This is a genomic window from Sorangium sp. So ce448, assembly GCF_051520915.1.
GTDB classification, from domain to species: domain Bacteria; phylum Myxococcota_A; class Polyangia; order Polyangiales; family Polyangiaceae; genus Sorangium; species Sorangium cellulosum_B.
In genome coordinates this window covers 2,355,342-2,374,251 of sequence record NZ_CP150343.1, presented here as the reverse complement: position 1 = coordinate 2,374,251, position 18,910 = coordinate 2,355,342, and the positions used below count along the sequence as shown (strand labels likewise).

The 18,910-nt window shown below is 71.8% G+C and carries 12 protein-coding genes; all 12 read left to right on the top strand.

All coding sequences use genetic code 11. The features are described 5' to 3' along the window. Window positions 1-312: 312 nt before the first annotated feature. The 12 genes from WMF45_RS09090 to WMF45_RS09035 all read left to right on the top strand — a co-directional run bounded on the left by WMF45_RS09090 (window position 313) and on the right by WMF45_RS09035 (window position 18,587). A complete protein-coding gene (locus WMF45_RS09090; RefSeq protein ID WP_437716544.1) occupies window positions 313-627 on the top strand; it encodes a hypothetical protein in 315 nt (104 codons plus the stop codon). Between the two features lie 109 nt (window positions 628-736). Continuing rightward, a complete protein-coding gene (locus WMF45_RS09085) occupies window positions 737-5,008 on the top strand; it encodes a HEAT repeat domain-containing protein (RefSeq protein WP_437716543.1) in 4,272 nt (1,423 codons plus the stop codon). Then, a complete protein-coding gene (locus tag WMF45_RS09080) occupies window positions 5,005-5,595 on the top strand; it encodes a hypothetical protein (protein WP_437716542.1) in 591 nt (196 codons plus the stop codon). Before WMF45_RS09085 ends, WMF45_RS09080 begins: the two co-directional genes overlap by 4 nt. Continuing rightward, window positions 5,583-6,653, top strand: coding sequence for a tRNA (adenosine(37)-N6)-threonylcarbamoyltransferase complex transferase subunit TsaD (gene tsaD / locus WMF45_RS09075; protein WP_437716541.1), 1,071 nt, complete (start codon window positions 5,583-5,585; stop codon window positions 6,651-6,653). Before WMF45_RS09080 ends, tsaD begins: the two co-directional genes overlap by 13 nt. 256 nt (window positions 6,654-6,909) lie before the next feature. Next, window positions 6,910-7,929: a hypothetical protein gene (locus WMF45_RS09070; protein WP_437716540.1), complete on the top strand. Its 1,020-nt coding sequence runs from the start codon at window positions 6,910-6,912 to the stop codon at window positions 7,927-7,929. Further along, a complete protein-coding gene (locus WMF45_RS09065; protein ID WP_437716539.1) occupies window positions 7,919-9,709 on the top strand; it encodes a hypothetical protein in 1,791 nt (596 codons plus the stop codon). Before WMF45_RS09070 ends, WMF45_RS09065 begins: the two co-directional genes overlap by 11 nt. Beyond that, a complete protein-coding gene (locus tag WMF45_RS09060) occupies window positions 9,709-10,770 on the top strand; it encodes a PEGA domain-containing protein (protein WP_437716538.1) in 1,062 nt (353 codons plus the stop codon). Before WMF45_RS09065 ends, WMF45_RS09060 begins: the two co-directional genes overlap by 1 nt. 305 nt (window positions 10,771-11,075) lie before the next feature. Next, window positions 11,076-12,479: a PGRS family protein gene (locus tag WMF45_RS09055; RefSeq protein WP_437716537.1), complete on the top strand. Its 1,404-nt coding sequence runs from the start codon at window positions 11,076-11,078 to the stop codon at window positions 12,477-12,479. Between the two features lie 71 nt (window positions 12,480-12,550). Further along, window positions 12,551-13,663, top strand: coding sequence for a tetratricopeptide repeat protein (locus tag WMF45_RS09050; protein ID WP_437716536.1), 1,113 nt, complete (start codon window positions 12,551-12,553; stop codon window positions 13,661-13,663). A gap of 313 nt (window positions 13,664-13,976) precedes the next feature. Next, the gene (locus WMF45_RS09045; RefSeq protein ID WP_437716535.1) at window positions 13,977-15,299 is read left to right on the top strand and encodes a PGRS family protein; all 1,323 of its coding nucleotides are present in this window, start codon (window positions 13,977-13,979) and stop codon (window positions 15,297-15,299) included. A 347-nt stretch (window positions 15,300-15,646) separates the two neighbouring features. Next, window positions 15,647-17,254 carry a protein kinase domain-containing protein gene (locus WMF45_RS09040; RefSeq protein WP_437716534.1) on the top strand — a complete coding sequence of 536 codons (1,608 nt, stop codon included), beginning with the start codon at window positions 15,647-15,649 and terminating at the stop codon, window positions 17,252-17,254. Window positions 17,255-17,522: 268 nt separating this feature from the next. Next, window positions 17,523-18,587 carry a PEGA domain-containing protein gene (locus tag WMF45_RS09035; protein ID WP_437716533.1) on the top strand — a complete coding sequence of 355 codons (1,065 nt, stop codon included), beginning with the start codon at window positions 17,523-17,525 and terminating at the stop codon, window positions 18,585-18,587. Window positions 18,588-18,910: the final 323 nt, after the last annotated feature.

Genomic DNA, 18,910 nt, shown 5'->3' with positions numbered 1-18,910 from the left:
ACGAGCTCATCGCAGCGACCGAGGATATCCAGAACTGAAGCGCTCCCCGTGAGCAAATTGTGCTGTAAGCAAGGCAACGTCAGGGACCGCAGCGCGATAAGCTCGCGGCGAGGGCGGATCCGAGGTTGTGCGCCTCACCACACATGAACAACGAGGCACCCCACGTCTGCCCGAGTCGATTGGCCCTGCGGGTGTCCGTCCTTGGCGCCGGAGAGGATTTCATCGACCCGCCTCACCCAGGCGCTTCCATCGAAGACCGCGGCCAGCTCATGCACGGGGGCGGCGCCGGCGTCCGATGAGCAGTTGCTTGCAATGCCACCGCTCATCCGGGCGGAGCGCGTCGCTCTTCAGCAGGTGCTGATACTGGCTGTAGACGCGCTGCACCTCCGAACGGACCGCGTCGAACGTGCTCTCGTGAGAGAGCGTCCTGATGTCGTTGAGCGTCAGAACGAGGACGGGGTGCTGCTGGAAATGCTCGCGGGCCGCCGGGTCGTTCAGACGGCGAGATCCTGGAACGGCGGCGAGAGGTCCTCGCCGCGCTTCCCGAGGAAATACGCGAGGGTGTGGACGTTACGTGTCCTTTCGAAGCGGCGCGGCCGCGGGAGCGGTTGGAAAGACGTCTGCTGAGCTCAGCGGCCTCGCATGTCCGGCATCCGCGCCGGCCCGATCGCGCCCGTTCCCGGCGCCGCCGCTGCTCCGCGTGGCCCGCCGCGCACCGTCGATCTACCCTACCCAGGTGCGATCCCACGTTCTGGCCGGCTGCCTCGCGGTCCTGATCCCCGCGGCCGCGACGCTCGCGATCCCGCACGCCGAGGCCGCGGATTTCGATCCGTCCGGCCGCGGCAAGCGGCCCAGGCCGAAGGCCCCGAAGCCCGGCGGCAGCACGCCTCGCCCCGCCGCGCGGCCGCAGCCCGCGAAGCCGCCGCAGGCGAAGCCGGAGCCGGCAGAGACCGGCGACGGGAAGCGGGGCGGCCCGTCGAGCGACGCGCTGATCGCGCGCTACACGGCCATCGTCATGAGCCAGCCGAGCGCGCCCTTCCCGCTCCAGCGCCTCGCCCAGCTCTACCGGGAGCGCGACGGGAACCTGAAGAAGCTCGTCGAGGAGTTCGAGCGCCGCGCCGCGCAGCCGGGGGCCGACGCCTGGGCCTCGAAGGTCGTGCTCGCCGGCGTCTACAAGCAGGACGGGCGCTACGACGACGCCATCAAGACCTACGAGGCCGCCATCGCGGACCGGCCCGGGGACCCGGCGGCGATGATGGCGCTCGCCCAGCTCGAGGCAGATCGGGGCGACAAGGCCCGCGCGCGCGGGCACTACGAGAAGGCGCTGCCGCTGCTCAAGGTCCCCGCGGACGTCGAGCAGACCCGGCGCACGCTGCTCGCGCTCTGCCTCGACCTCTCCGACTTCGAGGCCGCCAAGGCGCAGCACGACGCGCTCGTGAAGAACGCGCAGGGCTCGCTCTTCGTGAAGGCCGAGCTCGGGCGCGAGCTCTCCGCGCGCGGGCACCACGCGCGCGCCGAGGCCGAGTTCCGCGAGCTCGTGAAGGCCGCGGCCGGCGACAACCGCGCGCTCGCGCCGGCGCTGCGCGATCTCGGGCAGTCGCTCGCCAAGCAGAAGAAGATGGACGAGGCGCTCGCCGTGCTGAAGCGGGCGCTCGCCATCGCCGGCAGCGCCGCCGGGGTGCGGGCCGAGATCCTGCTCATCATGACCGACGCGTTCCGCGCCGAGGGCAAGCTCGCGGAGCTCATCGCGATCCTCGAGGCCGAGAAGGGGCAGGACTTCCAGCGGCTCGCGACCCTGGGCGCCCTGTACGAGGAGACCGGCGACGTCGACAAGGCGATCGGGATCTACAGGAAGTCCCTCGCGATCGACGGCAAGCACATCGACACGCGGCTCCGGCTCGTCCACCTGCTGCAGACCGCCGGCGAGCTCGACGCCGCGATCCGCGAGTACGAGCTCCTGATCAAGGCGGCCCCGGGCAACGCGGACTTCGTCTTCGAGCTGTGCGAGACGCTCATCCAGCGGGGCGACCGGCCCAAGGCGCTCGCGCTGCTCACCCAGCTCGAGGGGCGCGTCGCGGACGAGGCCGAGACGCTCGCGGCCGTCGCCGATTTCTACGAGCGGGTGGAGGAGAAGGACCGGGCCCTCAAGGTGCTCCAGCGGCTCGCCGCGGCCGCGGGCGGCGATCCGAGCCACCTCGTCGACCTGGGCGACCGGTACTTCCAGGCCGGCGACAAGAAGAAGGCGCTGGAGACGTGGGCGCGCATCAAGCAGGTCGTGCCGAGCCGGGCGCGCGCCGCGGCCACGCTCGGGGAGGTGTACCTCGACCACGATATGGTGGCGGAGGCGCTCGCCGCGCTCCGGGAGGCCGCGCAGCTCGAGCCCGCGAACAGCCGCTACAAGAAGGCGCTCGCGATCGCGCTGGAGCGCACCGCGAGCGCGCTCGGCAACGCGGGGCCGCGCTACACGGAGGCGCGCGAGCTCTGGGAGCAGCTGCTCGCCGGGGCGGGCAACGACAAGCTGCTCGCGCGCGAGGCGCGCACCCACATCGTCAGCCTCTGGTCGCTCACCCACGAGCTGCCGAGCCGCGTCGCGCCGCTCGCCGCGCGCTTCAACGCGACCCCGCCCGACCTGGAGGCGGGGCGGCTGCTCGCGGAGGTGCAGCGCAAGCTGCACCGGCTGCCCGACGCCGAGGCCACGCTCCGGAGGCTGGTCCAGGCCGCGCCGGGCGACGAGGACTCGCTCCTCGCGCTGGAGCGCGTGCTCGTGCTCCAGCAGAACCTGCTCGGCGCGATCGACGTGCTGGGCAAGCTCGTCGAGGTGAACCCGAAGCGGGCCCGCGAGTTCTACCAGCGCATGGCGCAGTACGCCGCGGAGCTGTACCGCGACGACGACGCGATCCGGTACGCCGCGCGGGCCGTCGAGCTGTCGCCCGAGGACGCGAGCGGCCACCAGAAGCTCGGCGACATGTACCGCCGGCGGCAGGACTTCCAGCGCGCGATCGCCGAGTACCGGCAGGCGCTCGCGAAGAACGACCGGCTGTTCCCCGTGTACTTCGACCTCGCCGAGCTGCTGCTCACCGCGGGTCAGGCCGAGGAGGCCGACCGGCTCTTCCGCCGCGTGGTGAGGGCGTCGAACGACGAGGAGCTCGTCGCGCGCGCGGCGCGGATGTCGATGCAGGTGAACCTCGGCAGGGGCTCGCTCGAGGTGCTCGAGCGCGAGCTCCTGCCGGTCGCGGTCGGCAACCCGCAGAAGCCGCTCTACCGGCGGCTGCTCGTGGAGCTCTACGGCGCGATGACCTTCCCGCTGATGCAGAAGGTCCGCGGCGACGGCCGCGCGGCGAGCGCGGCGGCGCGCGCGGAGCTCGCGAAGATCGGCGCCCGCGCGGTGAAGCCGCTGCTCGACGCGCTCGCGGACGAGAAGGAGTCGCAGCAGAAGATCGCGATCGAGGTGCTGGCCTACGTCGAGAACAAGGGCGCCGGGCCGGCGCTCTACAACTTCGCGGTAGGCCAGGCCGACAAGGGGCTGCGCGCCCGCGCGATGATCGCGTGCGGCGCGCTGCGCGATCCGGCCATGCTGGAGCGCTACGAGCAGATGCTCGCGCCGCGGGACGCGGCGGCGAGCGTGCTGCCGAACGACGCGGTCGCGGTCGCCGCGACGTGGGGCGTGGCGCGGCTCGCGGCGGGCGGCGGGCGGCCGGCGGCCAAGGCGGTGGCGCTGCTCGCGCGGCTCCTGTCGTCGCCGGCGCCGGAGGTGCGGGCGCTCGCGGCGGTCGGCCTCGGGCTGACGCACGACCGGAAGCACGCGGCGGCGCTGTCCGCGGTCGCGAGGGCGCCCGAGGCCGGCTCCGTGCCGCGCGCGGCCGCGGTCCGCGCGCTGGGCGAGCTCGGGGGCGGCGGCGAGGGGCCCGCGCTGTTCATGTCGCTCGCCGACTCGAGCGAGCCGGAGCTCCGCCGCGCGGCGCTGATCACGCTCGCGCGGCTCGGCGGCGGCGGCAGCGCAGGGCCCGGGGGCGGCGGCGCCGGCGAGGCCGAGGCGGTCGCCGAGGGCGGGGCCGCCCAGGCGATCGCGGCCGGCGCGTTCTCGTCGGACGAGGGGCTGCGCGCCGCGGCGGTGTCGGCGGCGGTCGCGCTCACGCGGCGCGCGTACCCGCGCGCGCGCGAGCCGCTGCCGGTGCCGGACGGCGCGCTGACGGTGAAGGACGTGCTCGCGGGGCTCGACCCCGATCCGCCCGGCCCGGAGGATCGCGCGGCGGCGCTCGTGGCGCTCGGCCCGGCGCTGCAGAAGGCCGCGGTCGCCGCGGTCGCGACGTCGCCCGAGCGGGCCCTGGTCGTCGCGGACGCGATCCTGTCGCGCGGCGCGGCCGTATCGGGCGGGGCAGGCGGCGATCGCGGCGCCGACGGGGGCGGCGCGGCGCTCGGGCTCGCGCCGTTCACGGACGGGCGCGCGGCGCTCGCACCGGAGCCGAGGCGGCAGGTGGAGGCCGCCGTGGAGGGGATCGCGGCGGCGGTCGTGAGCGGGTTCGTGGCGCTCGTGCGGCACCCGGCGATCGAGGTGCGCACGCGCGCGGTCGAGCTGCTCGCGACCCGGCCCGAGCCGGAGGCGCAGGCCGCCGTGGTCGACGCGCTCGGCGATCCCGAGGAGAGCGTGCGGCGCGCGGCGCTCGCGGCGCTCGGCGCGGTCCGGCACGGGCCGACGATCGCGGCCGTCTCGGAGCTCCTGCGGACCTCGTCGAGCTGGCCGCTGCGCGTGCGCGCGGCGGAGGCGCTGGGTCGGCTCGGCGCGCCGGGCGGGGGCGCGGGCGGCGGCAGGCCGAGCCAGGTGGCCGAGACGCTCGGCGGGGCGGCCCGCGCCGACGCGTATGCCCTTGTGCGCGAGGCGGCGGCCCGCGCCCTCGCCTCCGCGGACCGCGCAGCGGCGGCGCCGGTGCTCCGGCAGCTCGCGGCGAGCGATCCCGAGCCGCGCGTCCGCCAGACCGCGGCCGAGCTGATGCGGAGCGCCGCGCCTTGAGCCGCGCTTCTCCGCCCGGGCCGCGGCGCCACGCGCTGCGGCTCGCGCCGCTCGCCCTCGCCGGCGCGATGAGCGCCGGCGGGGCGGCCGGCTGCGACGACCTGAGCCGGTTCTCGACGGCCGACGGGGAGGCGTACTGCGGCGCGATCACGCTGGGCGGCGCGTTCCGCGCCGGCCTGAGCCCGCGGGTGCAGATGCGGCTCACGCTCGACGCGGACGCGCTCGACGGGCCGGAGCCGCCCGGCGCGCTGTGGACCTACGAGGCGCCCGACGGGGCCACGGCCGAGCGGCGCCTCCTCGACGGCGTGCCGCTGCGGCCGATCGGCGCGCTCGCCCACGACCCGCTGTCGCGGCTGGAGTTCGGGGAGGGCCGGGAGCGCAACGCGATCTACGCGGTCGACACGTCGGAGCCAGAGGCGGAGCCGCTGCTCGCGGTGCTATCGCTGCGCACCGACGCGTCGGTCGAGGTGCGCCTGCTCCGGCCTGGCCGGGCGCCGTTCGCGCCGGGCGAGGTGGATGCGGCGGGGCAGCGGCAGGTGTTTGGCAATTTCAGGCTGACGCGGCGGACAGGGACATGCGGGTTCTAGGGATCGAGACATCGTGTGATGAGACGGCGGCGGCGGTGGTCACCGAGGGAGGCGATGTCCTCTCCGACGTCGTGCGCAGCCAGGTGGCGCTGCACGCGCCTTACGGGGGCGTCGTGCCCGAGGTCGCGGCGCGCGATCACGCGCGCGCGGTGGTCCCGGTGGTGCGCGAGGCGCTCTCGCGCGCGGGCGTCTCGGCGGCGGATCTCGACGGCATCGCGGTGACGTCGCGGCCGGGGCTCGCCGGGGCGCTGCTCGTCGGCCTGCAGGCCGCGAAGGGGCTCGCGTGGGCCGCGGGCAAGCCGCTCGTGGGCGTCGATCACCTGGTGGGGCACCTGCTCGCGGTGTTCCTGCGGCGGGGCGGCGCGCCGCTCGCCGACGAGCACGAGCGGCCGTCGTTCCCGTACGTGGCGCTGCTCGCCTCGGGCGGGCACACGGCGATCTACCGGGTGGATGGCCCGGCGATCGGCGCGATCCGGGAGCTCGGCGCGACGCGCGACGACGCGGCGGGCGAGGCGTTCGACAAGGTGGCGAAGCTGCTCGGCCTCGGGTATCCGGGCGGGCCGGTGGTCGATCGGCTCGCGGCCGGGGGCGACGCGGCGGCCGCGGCGGACGCGGTGCCGGCGCTGATGGCGCGCAAGGAGTCGCTGGAGTTCAGCTTCTCGGGCATCAAGAGCTCGGTCGCGCGGCACGTGGCGAAGCGGGGGCGGCCGGAGGGGCAGGCGCTCCGCGACCTGTGCGCAGCCTTCCAGGGGGCGGTAGTCGACGCGCTCGTGCAGAAGACCGTGCGGGCCGCGCGGGCCGAGGGGATCGGGCGGGTGGTCCTCGGCGGCGGGGTCGCGGCGAACCAGGGGCTCCGCGCGAAGATGGCCGCGGCGTGCGAGCGGCGGGGCCTCGCGCTGTTCGTGCCGCCGCTCGCGAGCTGCACGGACAACGGGGCGATGATCGCGTATGCGGGCGCGCTGCGGCTCGCGGCCGGGGAGCGGGACACGCTGGATCTCGCGCCGGAGACGAGGACGGCGCTGCCGCGGGTGACCCGCAAGGGCGGTGGCGCGAGGTGATCGGGACAGGCCGGTAGCGGGAGCGGCGCGAGGACGCGGAGGACGCGGGTCCTGTGTGTGTGGGGACATGGCGTCCGGTGGCGAGCGGTGAAGTGATGGCTCGTGCTGGGGATTACCTCGGACTTGTACGCTGCGGCGAGCCGTGGTCTGATGCGTTTCTCAGGATTCAGGCCGGTCCGCGTTCGCCGTTCTTCCGGCCGCGCGGGACAGGACAGGGCGGGATAGCCCGCCCTGCGGGGCGCGAGGATTGTAAGCCATGCAGGTTGTTCTACCGATAGTGCTCGGGTTGATTGCGGTGGCGTGCGGCGCAGGCGCCGTGTTCCTGCTGATGCAGGCCACGCAGCTGAAGCGGAAGCTTCAGGACGCGAACCAGCACATCGAGGCGCTCCGGCAGGCCAAGGGCCAGCTGGATCAGATGCGCGCCCAGTACGGGCAGCTCCAGCAGGCGCTTGAGCTCTCGCGGGGCGAGGACCGGCAGAAGGTCGACTGGCTCGACGCCCAGCAGAAGGAGATCGACTGGTACAAGAGCGAGCTCGAGAGCCGGCCGAAGATCACGCAGAAGCGGTACAAGATCCTGACGCTCGGCATCAAGTGGACCGGCAAGACGTCGCTCACGCTCAAGTGGGCGAATCCCCTGGTGGATCTGGGCACGCTGCAGGGGACGAAGATCGAGCGTTACGAGCGGACCGTCAGCCACGTCCTCACGAAAGAGGTGCTGACAGAGCACGTGTTCGAGGTCGGCGACTGGGGCGGCGAGCACATCGTGGACGCGCAGCAGGAGCTCATCATGGAGGAGGTCCATGGGCTCTTGATGGTCGTGGATCTGGCGGGCAAGGACGGTCAGAAGGTCGAGCCGTCGAGGATCCAGGAGCAGCTCCGGGAGTTTCAGCCGCAGTCGCTGCAGTTCTTCTTCAGCCCGAAGACGCTGGCCTCGTGCAAGGCGGTTGTGCTCTTCATCAACAAGTCCGATGTTCTGTCCGGGACGCCGGCCGAGGTGGAGCGGGAGGCGCGCGGGTATTACAAGACGCTCATCGACAGCCTGGAGCGGTACAAGAACAACATCGACATTCGCGTGCTCGTCGGGTCGGCGAGCTACGGGCACAGCACGCATCACCTGTTCTCGCATTTCGTGGAGAAGATCCTCCCGAAGAACGCGTATGATCCGCAGCTCCTGCAGCGGATGAAGCAGGACATCAGCGGGCATTCGGCGCTGGCGCGGACCGCGGCGCTCCCTGCCCCGCCGGTGCCGCAGCAGGTCAGGCCCAATGTACGGTAGCGAGGGCGCTTCGGGGTATGTGATCCCGCGGTACCGCGCGCCGGCGGACGCGGCGTGGTATCACGTGCTGCACGGGAACATCCCGGGGCACCAGATCGACTTCATGTACTGCCCGGAGGTGCCGCAAGGGCCCCTCACGACGACGCAGTTCAGCCACCTGGCGCGGTTGATGAAGTACATCGAGCCTGCGACGGGAGCGACTCACGCGTTCGCGATTGGCAATCTGTCGAGGGATGACACGCAGCACGAGCCTGGCCACGGGGCGGTGGGGCTCATCTTCGGCTTCCGGATCGGCGGGGCGGTCGACCACGCCGGGCGGGGGAACCCGCCGTTCGCGCACGGGATCGTCGCGGTGGATCGGGACCTCGGGTACACGACGCTGCTCGAGGCAGCGGCGACGTTTTACCGGCACGTGATGAACGCGACGGAGGTCAACTCGTCGGCGGGCATGTTCTACCGCGAGTACGTGAGCGCGGTGCGGGAGGCGCCAGAGCGGGTGGCGCACGTGCTGGAGCGGTATGTCGAGGAGTTCGGGGATCTGCCATATCTCCGGCGGAGCGGCGCGACGTGGGACTGGGTGGCCGACGAGGGGGCGCAGCCGAAGCGGGTGGTGATCGTCCACAAGCCGGATGAGCCCTTCGGGGCGATCGCGCACGCGGCGGCGCGGATCGCGACGGTGCTGTACCGGTCGAACATCAAGTGGACGTCGATCACAAGCGGGCGGGAGGCGGATATCCCGGGCGGGGTATCGGTGCGGTTCGTGAGGGAGCGGGACGTCACGATGGAGGACCGGCACGGGATGCTGATCCGGATCGAGGAGGTCTCGGAGGACGAGGGGGAGATCGCGCGGGGGATGTTCGGGGCGCGGCCGCTGGCCGAGGTGGAGGAGAAGCCACAGTTCGGCGGCGGATGGCGCGAGCGGTTCGCGGCGCAGCAGGGCGGGACGGGGCCGGTGGGCGTGGCGGCGCATGGCGTGGGGGGCGCGGGACAAGAGCGGCGGGCGCCGGGGTCGATGCCGCCGTCGCAGCGGGGCGTGGGGGCGGGGCCGGCGGGGCCGGTGTCGCAGCAGGTTGGGCCGAAGGGGACGCTGGTCATCGATTCGGAGAAGCTGCTCGGGAGCGCGGCGCTGACGGCGGGGGTCGAGTCCGGAGGCACGGGGCCCGTGCGGATGGGACAGGCGGCGGCGGGGAATGCCGTGCCGGCGGGCGGTGCGGCGGGGCGGGCGGCGAACGGCGGGGCGTGGAGCGCGCCGGCGGCGGCGGCGCCGCTGCCGCCGTTGCCGGGCGTCGGGGGGGAGGAGCGCGACGAGATCCCGGTCATCGTGGAGAAGCCGGCGTCGTCGCGGACGTGGATCTGGGCCCTCGCGGGGCTCGGCTTCGTGGCCGTGGCGGGCATGGTCGCGGTGCTGGTGTCGCAGGGGGCGCCCGGAGGGGGGACTGCAACGCCGGAGGCAACGGGGCCGGGCGTGGCGCCGCCTGCCGGGAGCGCGGCGGCGCCGGGGCCGAGCGCCGAGGCCGGCACAGGGGCGGCGGCGACGACAGGCTCGCCCGCCACGACGGCGCGGCCGGAGGCGACGGCGAAGCCGCAGGCCGGGCAGGAGCAGCCGCAGCAGGGTGAGCCGAGCGAATCGGCGTCGAAGACTCAGCAACCGGGACGGACCCGGAATCCCAAAGGGGGCGGCGCGGCGACGGGGCGCTTTGAACAGAAACCCAGAGGGAGTAAGGTGCCGTCGTCGAGCCCCCGTGAATCGTCTCTCCCCGAAGGGACGCCAGAGTTCTGATGATTCCGACGATGAAGAAGTGTCCGCTACTGTGGGGTGTGAGCGTTTCCGTGGTGTTGGCTGCGCAGGCGGCCGGCGCGCAGCAGCCGGCCGCACCCGCCGTGGCTGGTGAGACCGATGCGCTGACGGACAAGGCGCGGCAGCTTTACGAAGAGGGGAGACAGGCGGCAGCGGCAGGGAAGTGGGCCGATGCGCACGCGTCGTTTCTCGCGGCGTGGGCCATCAAGCCGCATTACCAGATCGCGTCGAACCTCGGGGTGACCTGCCTGAAGCTGGGCAGGCATCGTGAGGCCGCGGAGTACCTGGCGCGGTATCTCCGCGAGGCGCCTGCCAGCAAGGTGAAGGAGCGGCAGAGCGCGGAGGCGTCGCTGAGAGAAGCGCTCTCCAAGGTCGCGTCCGTCACTGCACAGGTGACGCCGGCAGGGGCGGAGGTGACGGTAGATGGGGCGGCAAGGGGCAAGGCGCCGCTCACGGATCCGATCTTCCTGGAACCGGGCAAGCATGACATCGGAGCGAGGCTCGACGGTCACGAGCCGGCGACGCAGTCGATCGTGGCGATCGCGGGGGGAAAGCAGACGGCGGTTCTCCAGTTGAACCGCACGCCAGCTGCCGGCGTGCTGGTGCAGCCTGGTCCGGCGGTCCTTCCGCCGGCGTCCGGCGCCGTGGGCTCGGAAAATCGCACACGGAAAGCGCTGCTCCTGGGCGGGGGGATCGCGGCGGGCGCCGGCGTGGCGGCGGGGGTGATCTTCACGGTGATGGCCAACGCACGGGCGAGCGAGGCTGAGGACAAAAAGGACGAGTTGCTCCGCAAAGGGTACAGCGAATCTTCCTGTCATGGCATGACCATGCCCGGCTGCAAGGATCTCAGGGATACGGTCTATGCCAAGGTCGATCTCAGCAACGCAGCGTTCTGGAGCTTCGTGGCAGGCGGAGCGATCGGGGCTGGCACTCTCGTATACGGGCTCGTGACGAGGAAGCCTGCGGAGGTGGCGCCAGGCGTGCGGGCAGCGCCACTCCTGGGGCCTAGCGTTGCCGGACTCTCGCTCAGCGGACAGTTCTGAGCTCGCATTCCTGGACAGGAGGAGTTTGCACTATGCGTCGCCGCGCTCGTGTCGCCTCGGTGCTCTTTCTAGCGACGATGGCCCTGGCCGCCGGCGGGGCCGGGTGCGGCGCAGTCGACTGGCCGTTCTCTCGTCCTCAGGAGGCCGACGAAGCGGGCTCCCAAGAAGAGGACGCCACCGACTGCGCGAAAATCTATGCCTGCCTCAGGAGCGATGGAGAAGGCGGAGGCGGAGGACAGCCGCCACCGCCGCCGCAGTGCGTGCCGGGCGACGGCCAGGGCTGGAACGCGGACGCGACGTGCGGCGTGTTCGTGAGGCTCGACGGAGACGATGATAACGACGGGACACCGGGCGCACCGGTGAAGTCGTTGGAAAAGGCCATCGCCCTCGCGACCGCCAAGACCGACGCCACGAAGAAGAACGTGTATGCATGCGCCGAGACGTTCGAGGAGGCGGTCGAGATCGCGGCCGACGTGACGCTGTTCGGTGGACTCGACTGCGAGAACGGCTGGCGATGGATAGGCGAACAGAAGCGGACGACGCTGACGGCCGATGCTGGGGGAATCCCCCTCACCATGCATGAGGGAGCAGAAATTCGGATGGAGGACGTCGATGTTGTTGCGAAATCCATTCCCCCGGAGGAGCAGGCGATGTTCGGAAAGTCGTCCATCGCGGCCGTGGCCGACGGTATCACGATGTCGCTTGCGCGCTGCACGATTGCGGCAGGTGATGCCGCGCGAAACGCGAAGAGACCCCCGAACACCGGCGACAACGCGGCCGCCGAGGCCGGGAAAGATGGGAACCCAGGTCGTGAGGCGTGCATGCCCACCATTACCCCCGGCGGTGCTGAGCAATCCAACGACTGCGAAGAGGGGGTCGAGGACTCTCTCAGTGGCGCGGGCGGACCAGGGCTTCCGGCCGCTGGCAACCAGGGCCTCAGGGGCACACCAGGTGGCTCGGACAATGGCGGAGTCGGGCAGGCATCAACAGCCGATCTCTGCAAGAACGGCCGCGATGGCGTAGATGGCACTGCCGGCGAGCCGGGCGCAGGCGCTGGGGCCATGGCTCTCGGGACCCTCTCACGAGAAGATGGCTACACCGGCGTATCCGGCCTGTCTGGCCTGCCCGGGGTCACGGCGCAGGGTGGCGGTGGAGGCGGCGGTGCTCGCGGTATTCCGAACATTGCCAACCCTACGCCGCCGCGGGAATGCCCCAACGGCAAAGGAGTCGGCGGCGCCAGCGGCGGCTCGGGCGGCGCGGGAGGCTGCGGTGGTAAAGGCGGCCCCGGGGGTAACGCCGGCGGCTCGAGCATCGCACTGATCAGCATCTACTCCACCCTCGAATTCAACGGCGTCACCCTGAAGACAGGCCGCGGCGGCGACGGCGACGACGGCTGGCCAGGACAGCCCGGGGGCGACGGTGGCAAAGGCGGCGAAGGCGGCAAGCCGCCGACGAACTCCTCCGGCCTTGACAACGCCTGCAGTGGCGGTCGTGGCGGCCGCGGCGGTCAGGGCGGCACCGGCGGAGGCGGCCGCGGCGGCCACTCGATCGGCATCGCCTTCCTCGGCACGCCACCGCCGATGGCCACGGACCAGATCGGCTTCGAGATTGGCGACCCTGGCCTCGGCGGCCAGGGTGAGGGCAACGACACCATACACAATGGCGCCGACGGAGACGCCGCGCCGACGCTCGATTTCACCCCCCGGTGACATCCACCGTGCCCTGCAGTGGCCAGGTCGCATGTACTTGCCGGAGCGCCTTCTTTCCGCGAGGACGATTCGTGAGCAAGAATAGGGAAACGAACCGCCGTTCCGCTGCGGTCAGCCTTCTCCTCCTCGGCTTGCTCTGCACGTCGCCTGCGGCGGCACAGGACGGTCCGATGTTGGCACAGAGCAAGACAGCCGCCGTCGCGCTCGCCGAGCAGGGATGGGGCCACTACGAGGCGAGCCGATACGCCGAGGCGCTCCAGGCGTTCCGTCAGGCAGAGGCGAAAGCGCACGCGTCTCCGTTCCTCCTCATGGTGGCGCGCTGCTACGTCAAGCTCGGCCGCTTCCTCGAGGCGCGTGACGTGTATCGGCTCGTCGTGGACGAGAAGCTTGCGCACGGCGCTCCGCCTGCGTTCGCCGAGGCGAAAGCCAGCGCAACGAAGGAACTCGCCGACCTGGAAGCACGCACCCCGACCGTGGAAATCAATGTCACGGGTACCGTTCCTGCCGGGCTGGAGATGACGCTCGATGGCCTGCCCATCCAGCGTTCTACCCCTGTGCAGCGCGATCCCGGTGCTCACACCTTGGTCGTTCGTTGGCATGGGGGCCGTCCCTTGACCCGGGATGTCCAGCTGGCCGAGGGAGCGAGGGAACGGGTCGAAATCGATCAGGTCACGCTCGACGCGTTGCTGGCGGCCAAGCGGCCGGCAGACACCGCCGGTTCGCGGACGCATCGCCCTGGGAAGCCCGGAGTTCAACCTCTTGCGCAGGGAGACCACGATGCAGCCGAGTGGTCAGACACCAAGGGACGGACTGCGGTGCTCATCGGCGGGGGTGCAGCGGCGACGCTGGGGCTCGCGGCAGGCGTCGTCTTGACAGCGATGGCCAATGGGCGGGCCAGCCGTGCGGAAGCGATCAGGAACGAGCTGAAGGCTCGATGGAACGGTGAAAAAAAATGCCCCGAGGGGGACGTCTCCCGATGTAGAGAGCTCAGCGATGCCGTGGACGCGGAGATCGCCTTCGGCAACCTCGCATTCTGGAGTCTCTTGACGGGCGGAACGGTCGGAGTTGGCACGCTGGTCTATGGGCTGGTGACGAGGAAATCCACGGCGCCGGCCCCAGGCCCACGGGTGGCGCCACTCCTCGGACCAGGCATCGCAGGGGTTTCGTTCAGCGGAAGGTTCTGAGCTTATCTATCTGGAAAGAGAAGGCTTTATCATGCGTCGTCGCGCCCACCTTGCTGCAGCGATCTTCCTGGCGACGATGGGTATGGGTGCCATCGGGCCTCGCTGCAACACCGCCTGCCCTGATGCTCACACCAGCGACGAAAAGCTAACGGATTGCCGTTTTGACGAGGTCGCAGAAGGGACGCCAGATCCATCGCCGCAGTGTGTGCCAGGAGAGGGTGAAGGCTGGACGGCGGACGGGTCGTGTGGGGTATTCGTGAGGGCCGATGGAGGTGGCGAGAACGCCGGGACACCGGACGCACCGGTCCAGACGTTGCAACAAGCCATCGACCTCGCAAGCAAGCTCACCGATCCCAAGACGAAGAACGTGTATGCATGTGCCGAGACGTTCAACGAGGCGGTCGAGATCGCGGCCGGCGTGGCGCTGTTTGGTGGGCTCGACTGCAACAACGGCTGGCAATGGATAGGCGAGCAGACTCGGACGACGCTGACGGCCGCTCCTGGAAACATCCCCCTCATCATGCATGGGGGCGGAGAAGTTCGGATGGAGGACGTCGATGTCATTGCGAACTCCATTCCCCCGGAAGATCCGGCGATGTTCGGAGCGTCGTCTATCGCGGTCGTGACCGACGACGTCACGGTTTCCCTTGCGCGCTGCACGATTGCGGCAGGTGATGCCGCGCCAGGCGCCAATGGACGCCAGGACACGAACAATGCCACCCCCGGTGGACCTGGAAACCCAGGTGCTGATGCGTGTGGGGCCCCTATTACCTACGGCGGTGCCGAACAATTCACCGATTGCGAAGACGGGGGCGAGGATTCTATGAGCGGCAGCGGCGGCGTCGGACAGACGAGCAGTGGTGCCCCAGGCAGCCGGGGCACTCCGGGAGGCTCGGACAATGCTGGAGCCGGGCAGTCGTCAACGGGAGCTGCCTGCACCGACGGCCGCGATGGCGCGGCTGGCGCCTCTGGCAAGGCAGGCGCTGGGGCCACGGCTCTCGGGACCATCTCACGAAGAGACGGCTACACCGGGGTATCCGGCCTGCCCGGCCTGCCCGGGCTCACGGCGCAGGGTGGCGGCGGCGGCGGCGGCGCTCGTGGTGTTCCCAACATTGCCAACCCCGGCCGTTCTTGCCCCGGCGGGGTCAAGGGGGTGGGCGGCGCCAGCGGCGGCGCGGGCGGCGCGGGCGGCTGCGGTGGCAAAGGCGGCCCCGGGGGTGACGCCGGCGGCGCGAGCATCGCGCTACTCAGCCTCTACTCTACTCTCGAGTTCCACCACGTTACCCTGAAAACAGGGCGTGGCGGCAACGGCGGCAACGGCGGGAAAGGACAGCGTGGCGGCCCAGGCGGCGAAGGCGGCGCAGGCGGCAGGCAGCCCGCGGACTCCCTCGGCCTTGACGACGCCTGCAATGGCGGCAGCGGCGGCCGCGGCGGTCAGGGCGGCACCGGCGGCGGCGGCCGCGGCGGCCACTCCGTCGGCATCGCCTACCTCGGCACGCCACCGCGGATGGACGCGGACGAGATCCTCTTCGAGATCGGCAACGGTGGCCTCGGCGGTGAGGGTGACGGGAACGACGCCATGTCCCACGGCGCCCCGGGAGCCGCCGAGCCCACCCTCGATTTCACCCCCCTGTGACACCGTAGCCTCCTCGATGGTCCCAACGAACTCCCGCTCTTCAGCAATGGACGCGCGGTCGTGCCGCCGGCGTCGCCCGGCGCGGCCCGCCTCCCGAGGCGCCACGCCTCTGCCGAGAGCAGCGCAGTGGAGTCGTCAGCGGTCCCGACCTGCGCGGTGTGCCGGCTCAGCGGGCCGTCACGTCCCCGCGCGGGGTGTATCCATGCAGCCACCCCATCGCCGCCTGCCCCGCGCCCCCTCCCCCAGCCGTCCCTACGAAATCCTCCCCCGCTCTCCCTCACCCCATTCCTCGCCTGCCCCCGGATCCGCTAGGCTCGTCCCCGCCTCCTGCTGCTTCCCGCCCTTCCATGCACCTCGGCGCCGGCTCCGTCCTCATCGACAAGTACCGCCTCGAGCGCCCGCTCTCCCGCGGCGGCATGGGCTCGGTCTGGGTCGCGCACCACCTCCAGCTCGGCACGCCGGTCGCCGTCAAGTTCATGGACCCGGCCTACGCCAGCTCTCCCGCGTTCCGCACCCGCTTCGAGCGCGAGGCGCGCGCGGCCGCCCAGCTGAGGACCCCGCACGTCGTCAAGGTGCAGGACTTCGGCATTCACGAGGGTGTCCCCTACCTCGTCATGGAGCTCCTCCAGGGCGAGGACCTCAACGCGCGCCTCCTGCGGCGCGGCCGCCTCCCGCTGCTGGAGGCGCATCGCATCCTCGCCCAGACCGGCAAGGCCCTGCGCAGCGCGCACGACGCCGGCCTCGTCCATCGCGACCTCAAGCCCGCCAACCTCTTCCTCGCGCGCGTCGACGGCGAGGACGAGGACATGGTGAAGCTCCTCGACTTCGGCATCGCCAAGGAGACCACCTCGAAGCTCGTCGCCGACGCCTCCACGACCGGCGAGGTCATGGGCTCGCCCCACTACATGAGCCCGGAGCAGCTCCGCGCCGAGCGCGACGTCGACGCGCGCAGCGACCTCTGGGCGCTCGGGGTCATCCTGTTCCGCATGGTCACGGGATACCTCCCCTTCCCCGGCGATGTGCTCGCGCAGGTCATGACCAGGATCCTCGTCGACCCGATCCCCTCCGCGACCCAGCTCGCCCCCGGCCTGCCCCCGACCATCGACGCCTTCTTCCACCGGGCGCTGGCGCGCGATCGGGCCCACCGGTTCCAGACCGTCCGGGAGCTGGTCGACGAGTTCGCGCGCATCGCGGGCGCGCCGAGGTTCGCGTCGTCCGTCTCCGATGCGCACGGACCGTTCTACGCGCCGCCTACCGGCTTCGTCGCGGGCACGGCGACGCCCCTACCCGGAATGCCCCCGGGGCCGGGCGGCACGACGCCCGCCGGGCCGCTCGCGCCGCCACCGGCGCCGCTGACGGCGGCTGTCTCGGCGGGCACGCTGACCGGCACGATCGATCCCGCCAGGCCGTCCGGCGGACGCCGCTCCTTCGCGTGGACGACATGGATCCTCGTCGCGGGAGCAGCGGCCACCGTCAGCGGGATCGGCGTGACCCTCGGATCGCGCTTTGGCCAGCAGGCCGAGCCTCCCTCCGCCGCGGGTGCCCCGGCGACCGCGGAGCTCGCGGCCTCCGGCCTGGGGCAGGCCACCGGAGAAACGCCGTCCAACAACCCCGCAGCGCTTCCCTCGCCGCCGCCGAGCGCTGCGCCTCTCGTCGTCGTCGAGCCGTCCGCACCGGTAACGGACGCCGGCCCGAACGCCGCGGCAGAACCCTCCGCGCCGGCTCCCACGCCACCCAAACCCAGCGCACCCGCCGCCGAGTTCCCCTACGCGCCAGCCCCCGACGGCACCAGTGCCCCGGCTGCCCGACCTACGAACACGCCGACGCTCGATCCCAGCCTGCCCGCAGCAGGGACCGGCACACCACCTCGGGGACGCCCCACGGCCGACAAGCCCACCCCCCAGCGAGCACCGCCGCCATCGAGGGAAAAGAAGCCCAGTTGGGGGATCTTCTGAGAGCGAGCTCAAGGACGGAAGCAGCCGCCGCCGGTGCTCCGGGCGTGCCTCTCCGTGCATGAAGCCGCGCGTCAACGCCCCCGCGACGCAGGAACGGCCGCGGGACGCTGCGGAGCTGCTGCACCATCACGCCCTGTATGAAACGGGAGCATCAAATGCTTCCCTGATCGCACAGAAGAGGTACGGTTCGAGCTCCAGGGTAGGCAAGGTGCTGCTGTACCCTTCCCTTGCGCCCGACGCAGCTCCCTGAAGCAACGCCGAACTTACCATGACGAGGAACCGCCCGCTGCCGTGGACCCTGAGCGCAATCATCGCCTTGCTGGCGCCCGCCGCCGAGGCGCAGCCGGCGCCCCCTCGGGCCGAGGCGCAGGAGAGCGACGCGCTGACGGACAGGGCGCGCCAGCTCTTCGCAGACGGGGTGAAAGCGGCCAACGCGGGGAAGTGGGCCGATGCACACGCGGCGTTCCTCGCGGCGTGGGGTCTCAAGCCGCACTACCAGATCGCCTCGAACCTGGGCGTGGCCTGCCTCCGGGTGGGCAAGCCGCGCGACGCGGCCGAGTACCTCACGCGCTACCTCCGCGAGGCCCCCGCGACCAAGGTCCAGGAGCGCCAGCGCGCGGAGGCGTCGCTGCAGGAGGCGCGGGCGCAGGTCGCGGCCGTAACCGTGGAGGTCGCGCCGGGCGGGGCCGAGGTGACGGTCGACGGGGCGATCGTCGGGCGAGCGCCGCTCGCGGATCCCGTGTTCCTCGATCCGGGCCGGCATGAGGTCGGAGCGAAGCTCGACGGGTATGTGTCGCAGACCCAGCCGGTCGAGGCGACCGCGGGGGGCACGGAGACGGTGGTCCTCAAGCTGGAGCGTCCTCCGGCGCCGGATGCGAGGCGTGCCGGCGCTGAACGGAGCGCCTTGCCGGCGCCCGAGGTGTCGCGGGACAGCGGGAAGACGGCGGTGCTCGTCGGGGGCGGCATCGTGACCGGCGTCGGAATCGCCGCGGGCGTCGTGTTCACGCTCGTCGCCAACGGTAAAGCGAGCGATGCGGCGCGGCAAAACAGCGTGATCGACGGCATGGAGCGCGAACCCTTCACCATCAACTGCGCGACCCCCGCTGGTAGCGCTCAGACGCAGCAGTGCAGCAAGCTGCGCTCGCTGGTCGACGACAAGTATCTTTTCAGCAACCTGGCGCTCTGGAGCTTCATCGGTGCAGGCGCGAGCGCGGTGGGGACGCTCGGCTACACCTGGCTCGCTGGAGCGCCGAGCGAGCCCGAGCAGCGGGTGCTTCTCTTTCCGCTCGTGATGCCAGGCGGCGGCGGGCTCGTCGCCGGCGGCGTGTTCTGAGCCGAGGAACCATGAACCGACGAACACAGAGGGCGATACGGCTTGCCGCGTGTGGAGCCTCGACGCTGACCCTGGCCTCGATCGCAGCAGTGCTCCCGACGGCGAGCTGCCTCGGCCCCGACTGCAGCGAGCTGCATGAATGCGACGGCGGGCGCGGGGTGGGTGGAGAGGCAGACGGCGCGGGGGCCGGCGGCGCATCAGGGAGCGGAGGAGCTACGGGGACCGGCGGCGCGGGCGGGACCGGGGGTACCGGCGGGACCGGAGGTGCCGGCGGGACCGGGGGTGCCGGGGGAGGGCCGATGACCGTGGGGTGCGTGCCCAGC

What these genes read in the sequence shown, in the direction of transcription:
- WMF45_RS09090 (WP_437716544.1), top strand. Translation starts at nt 313, where the DNA reads ATGCCACCGCTCATCCGGGCGGAGCGCGTCGCTCTTCAGCAGGTGCTG.
- tsaD (WP_437716541.1), top strand. Translation starts at nt 5,583, where the DNA reads ATGCGGGTTCTAGGGATCGAGACATCGTGTGATGAGACGGCGGCGGCG.
- WMF45_RS09070 (WP_437716540.1), top strand. Translation starts at nt 6,910, where the DNA reads ATGCAGGTTGTTCTACCGATAGTGCTCGGGTTGATTGCGGTGGCGTGC.
- WMF45_RS09065 (WP_437716539.1), top strand. Translation starts at nt 7,919, where the DNA reads ATGTACGGTAGCGAGGGCGCTTCGGGGTATGTGATCCCGCGGTACCGC.
- WMF45_RS09060 (WP_437716538.1), top strand. Translation starts at nt 9,709, where the DNA reads ATGATTCCGACGATGAAGAAGTGTCCGCTACTGTGGGGTGTGAGCGTT.
- WMF45_RS09040 (WP_437716534.1), top strand. Translation starts at nt 15,647, where the DNA reads ATGCACCTCGGCGCCGGCTCCGTCCTCATCGACAAGTACCGCCTCGAG.
- WMF45_RS09035 (WP_437716533.1), top strand. Translation starts at nt 17,523, where the DNA reads ATGACGAGGAACCGCCCGCTGCCGTGGACCCTGAGCGCAATCATCGCC.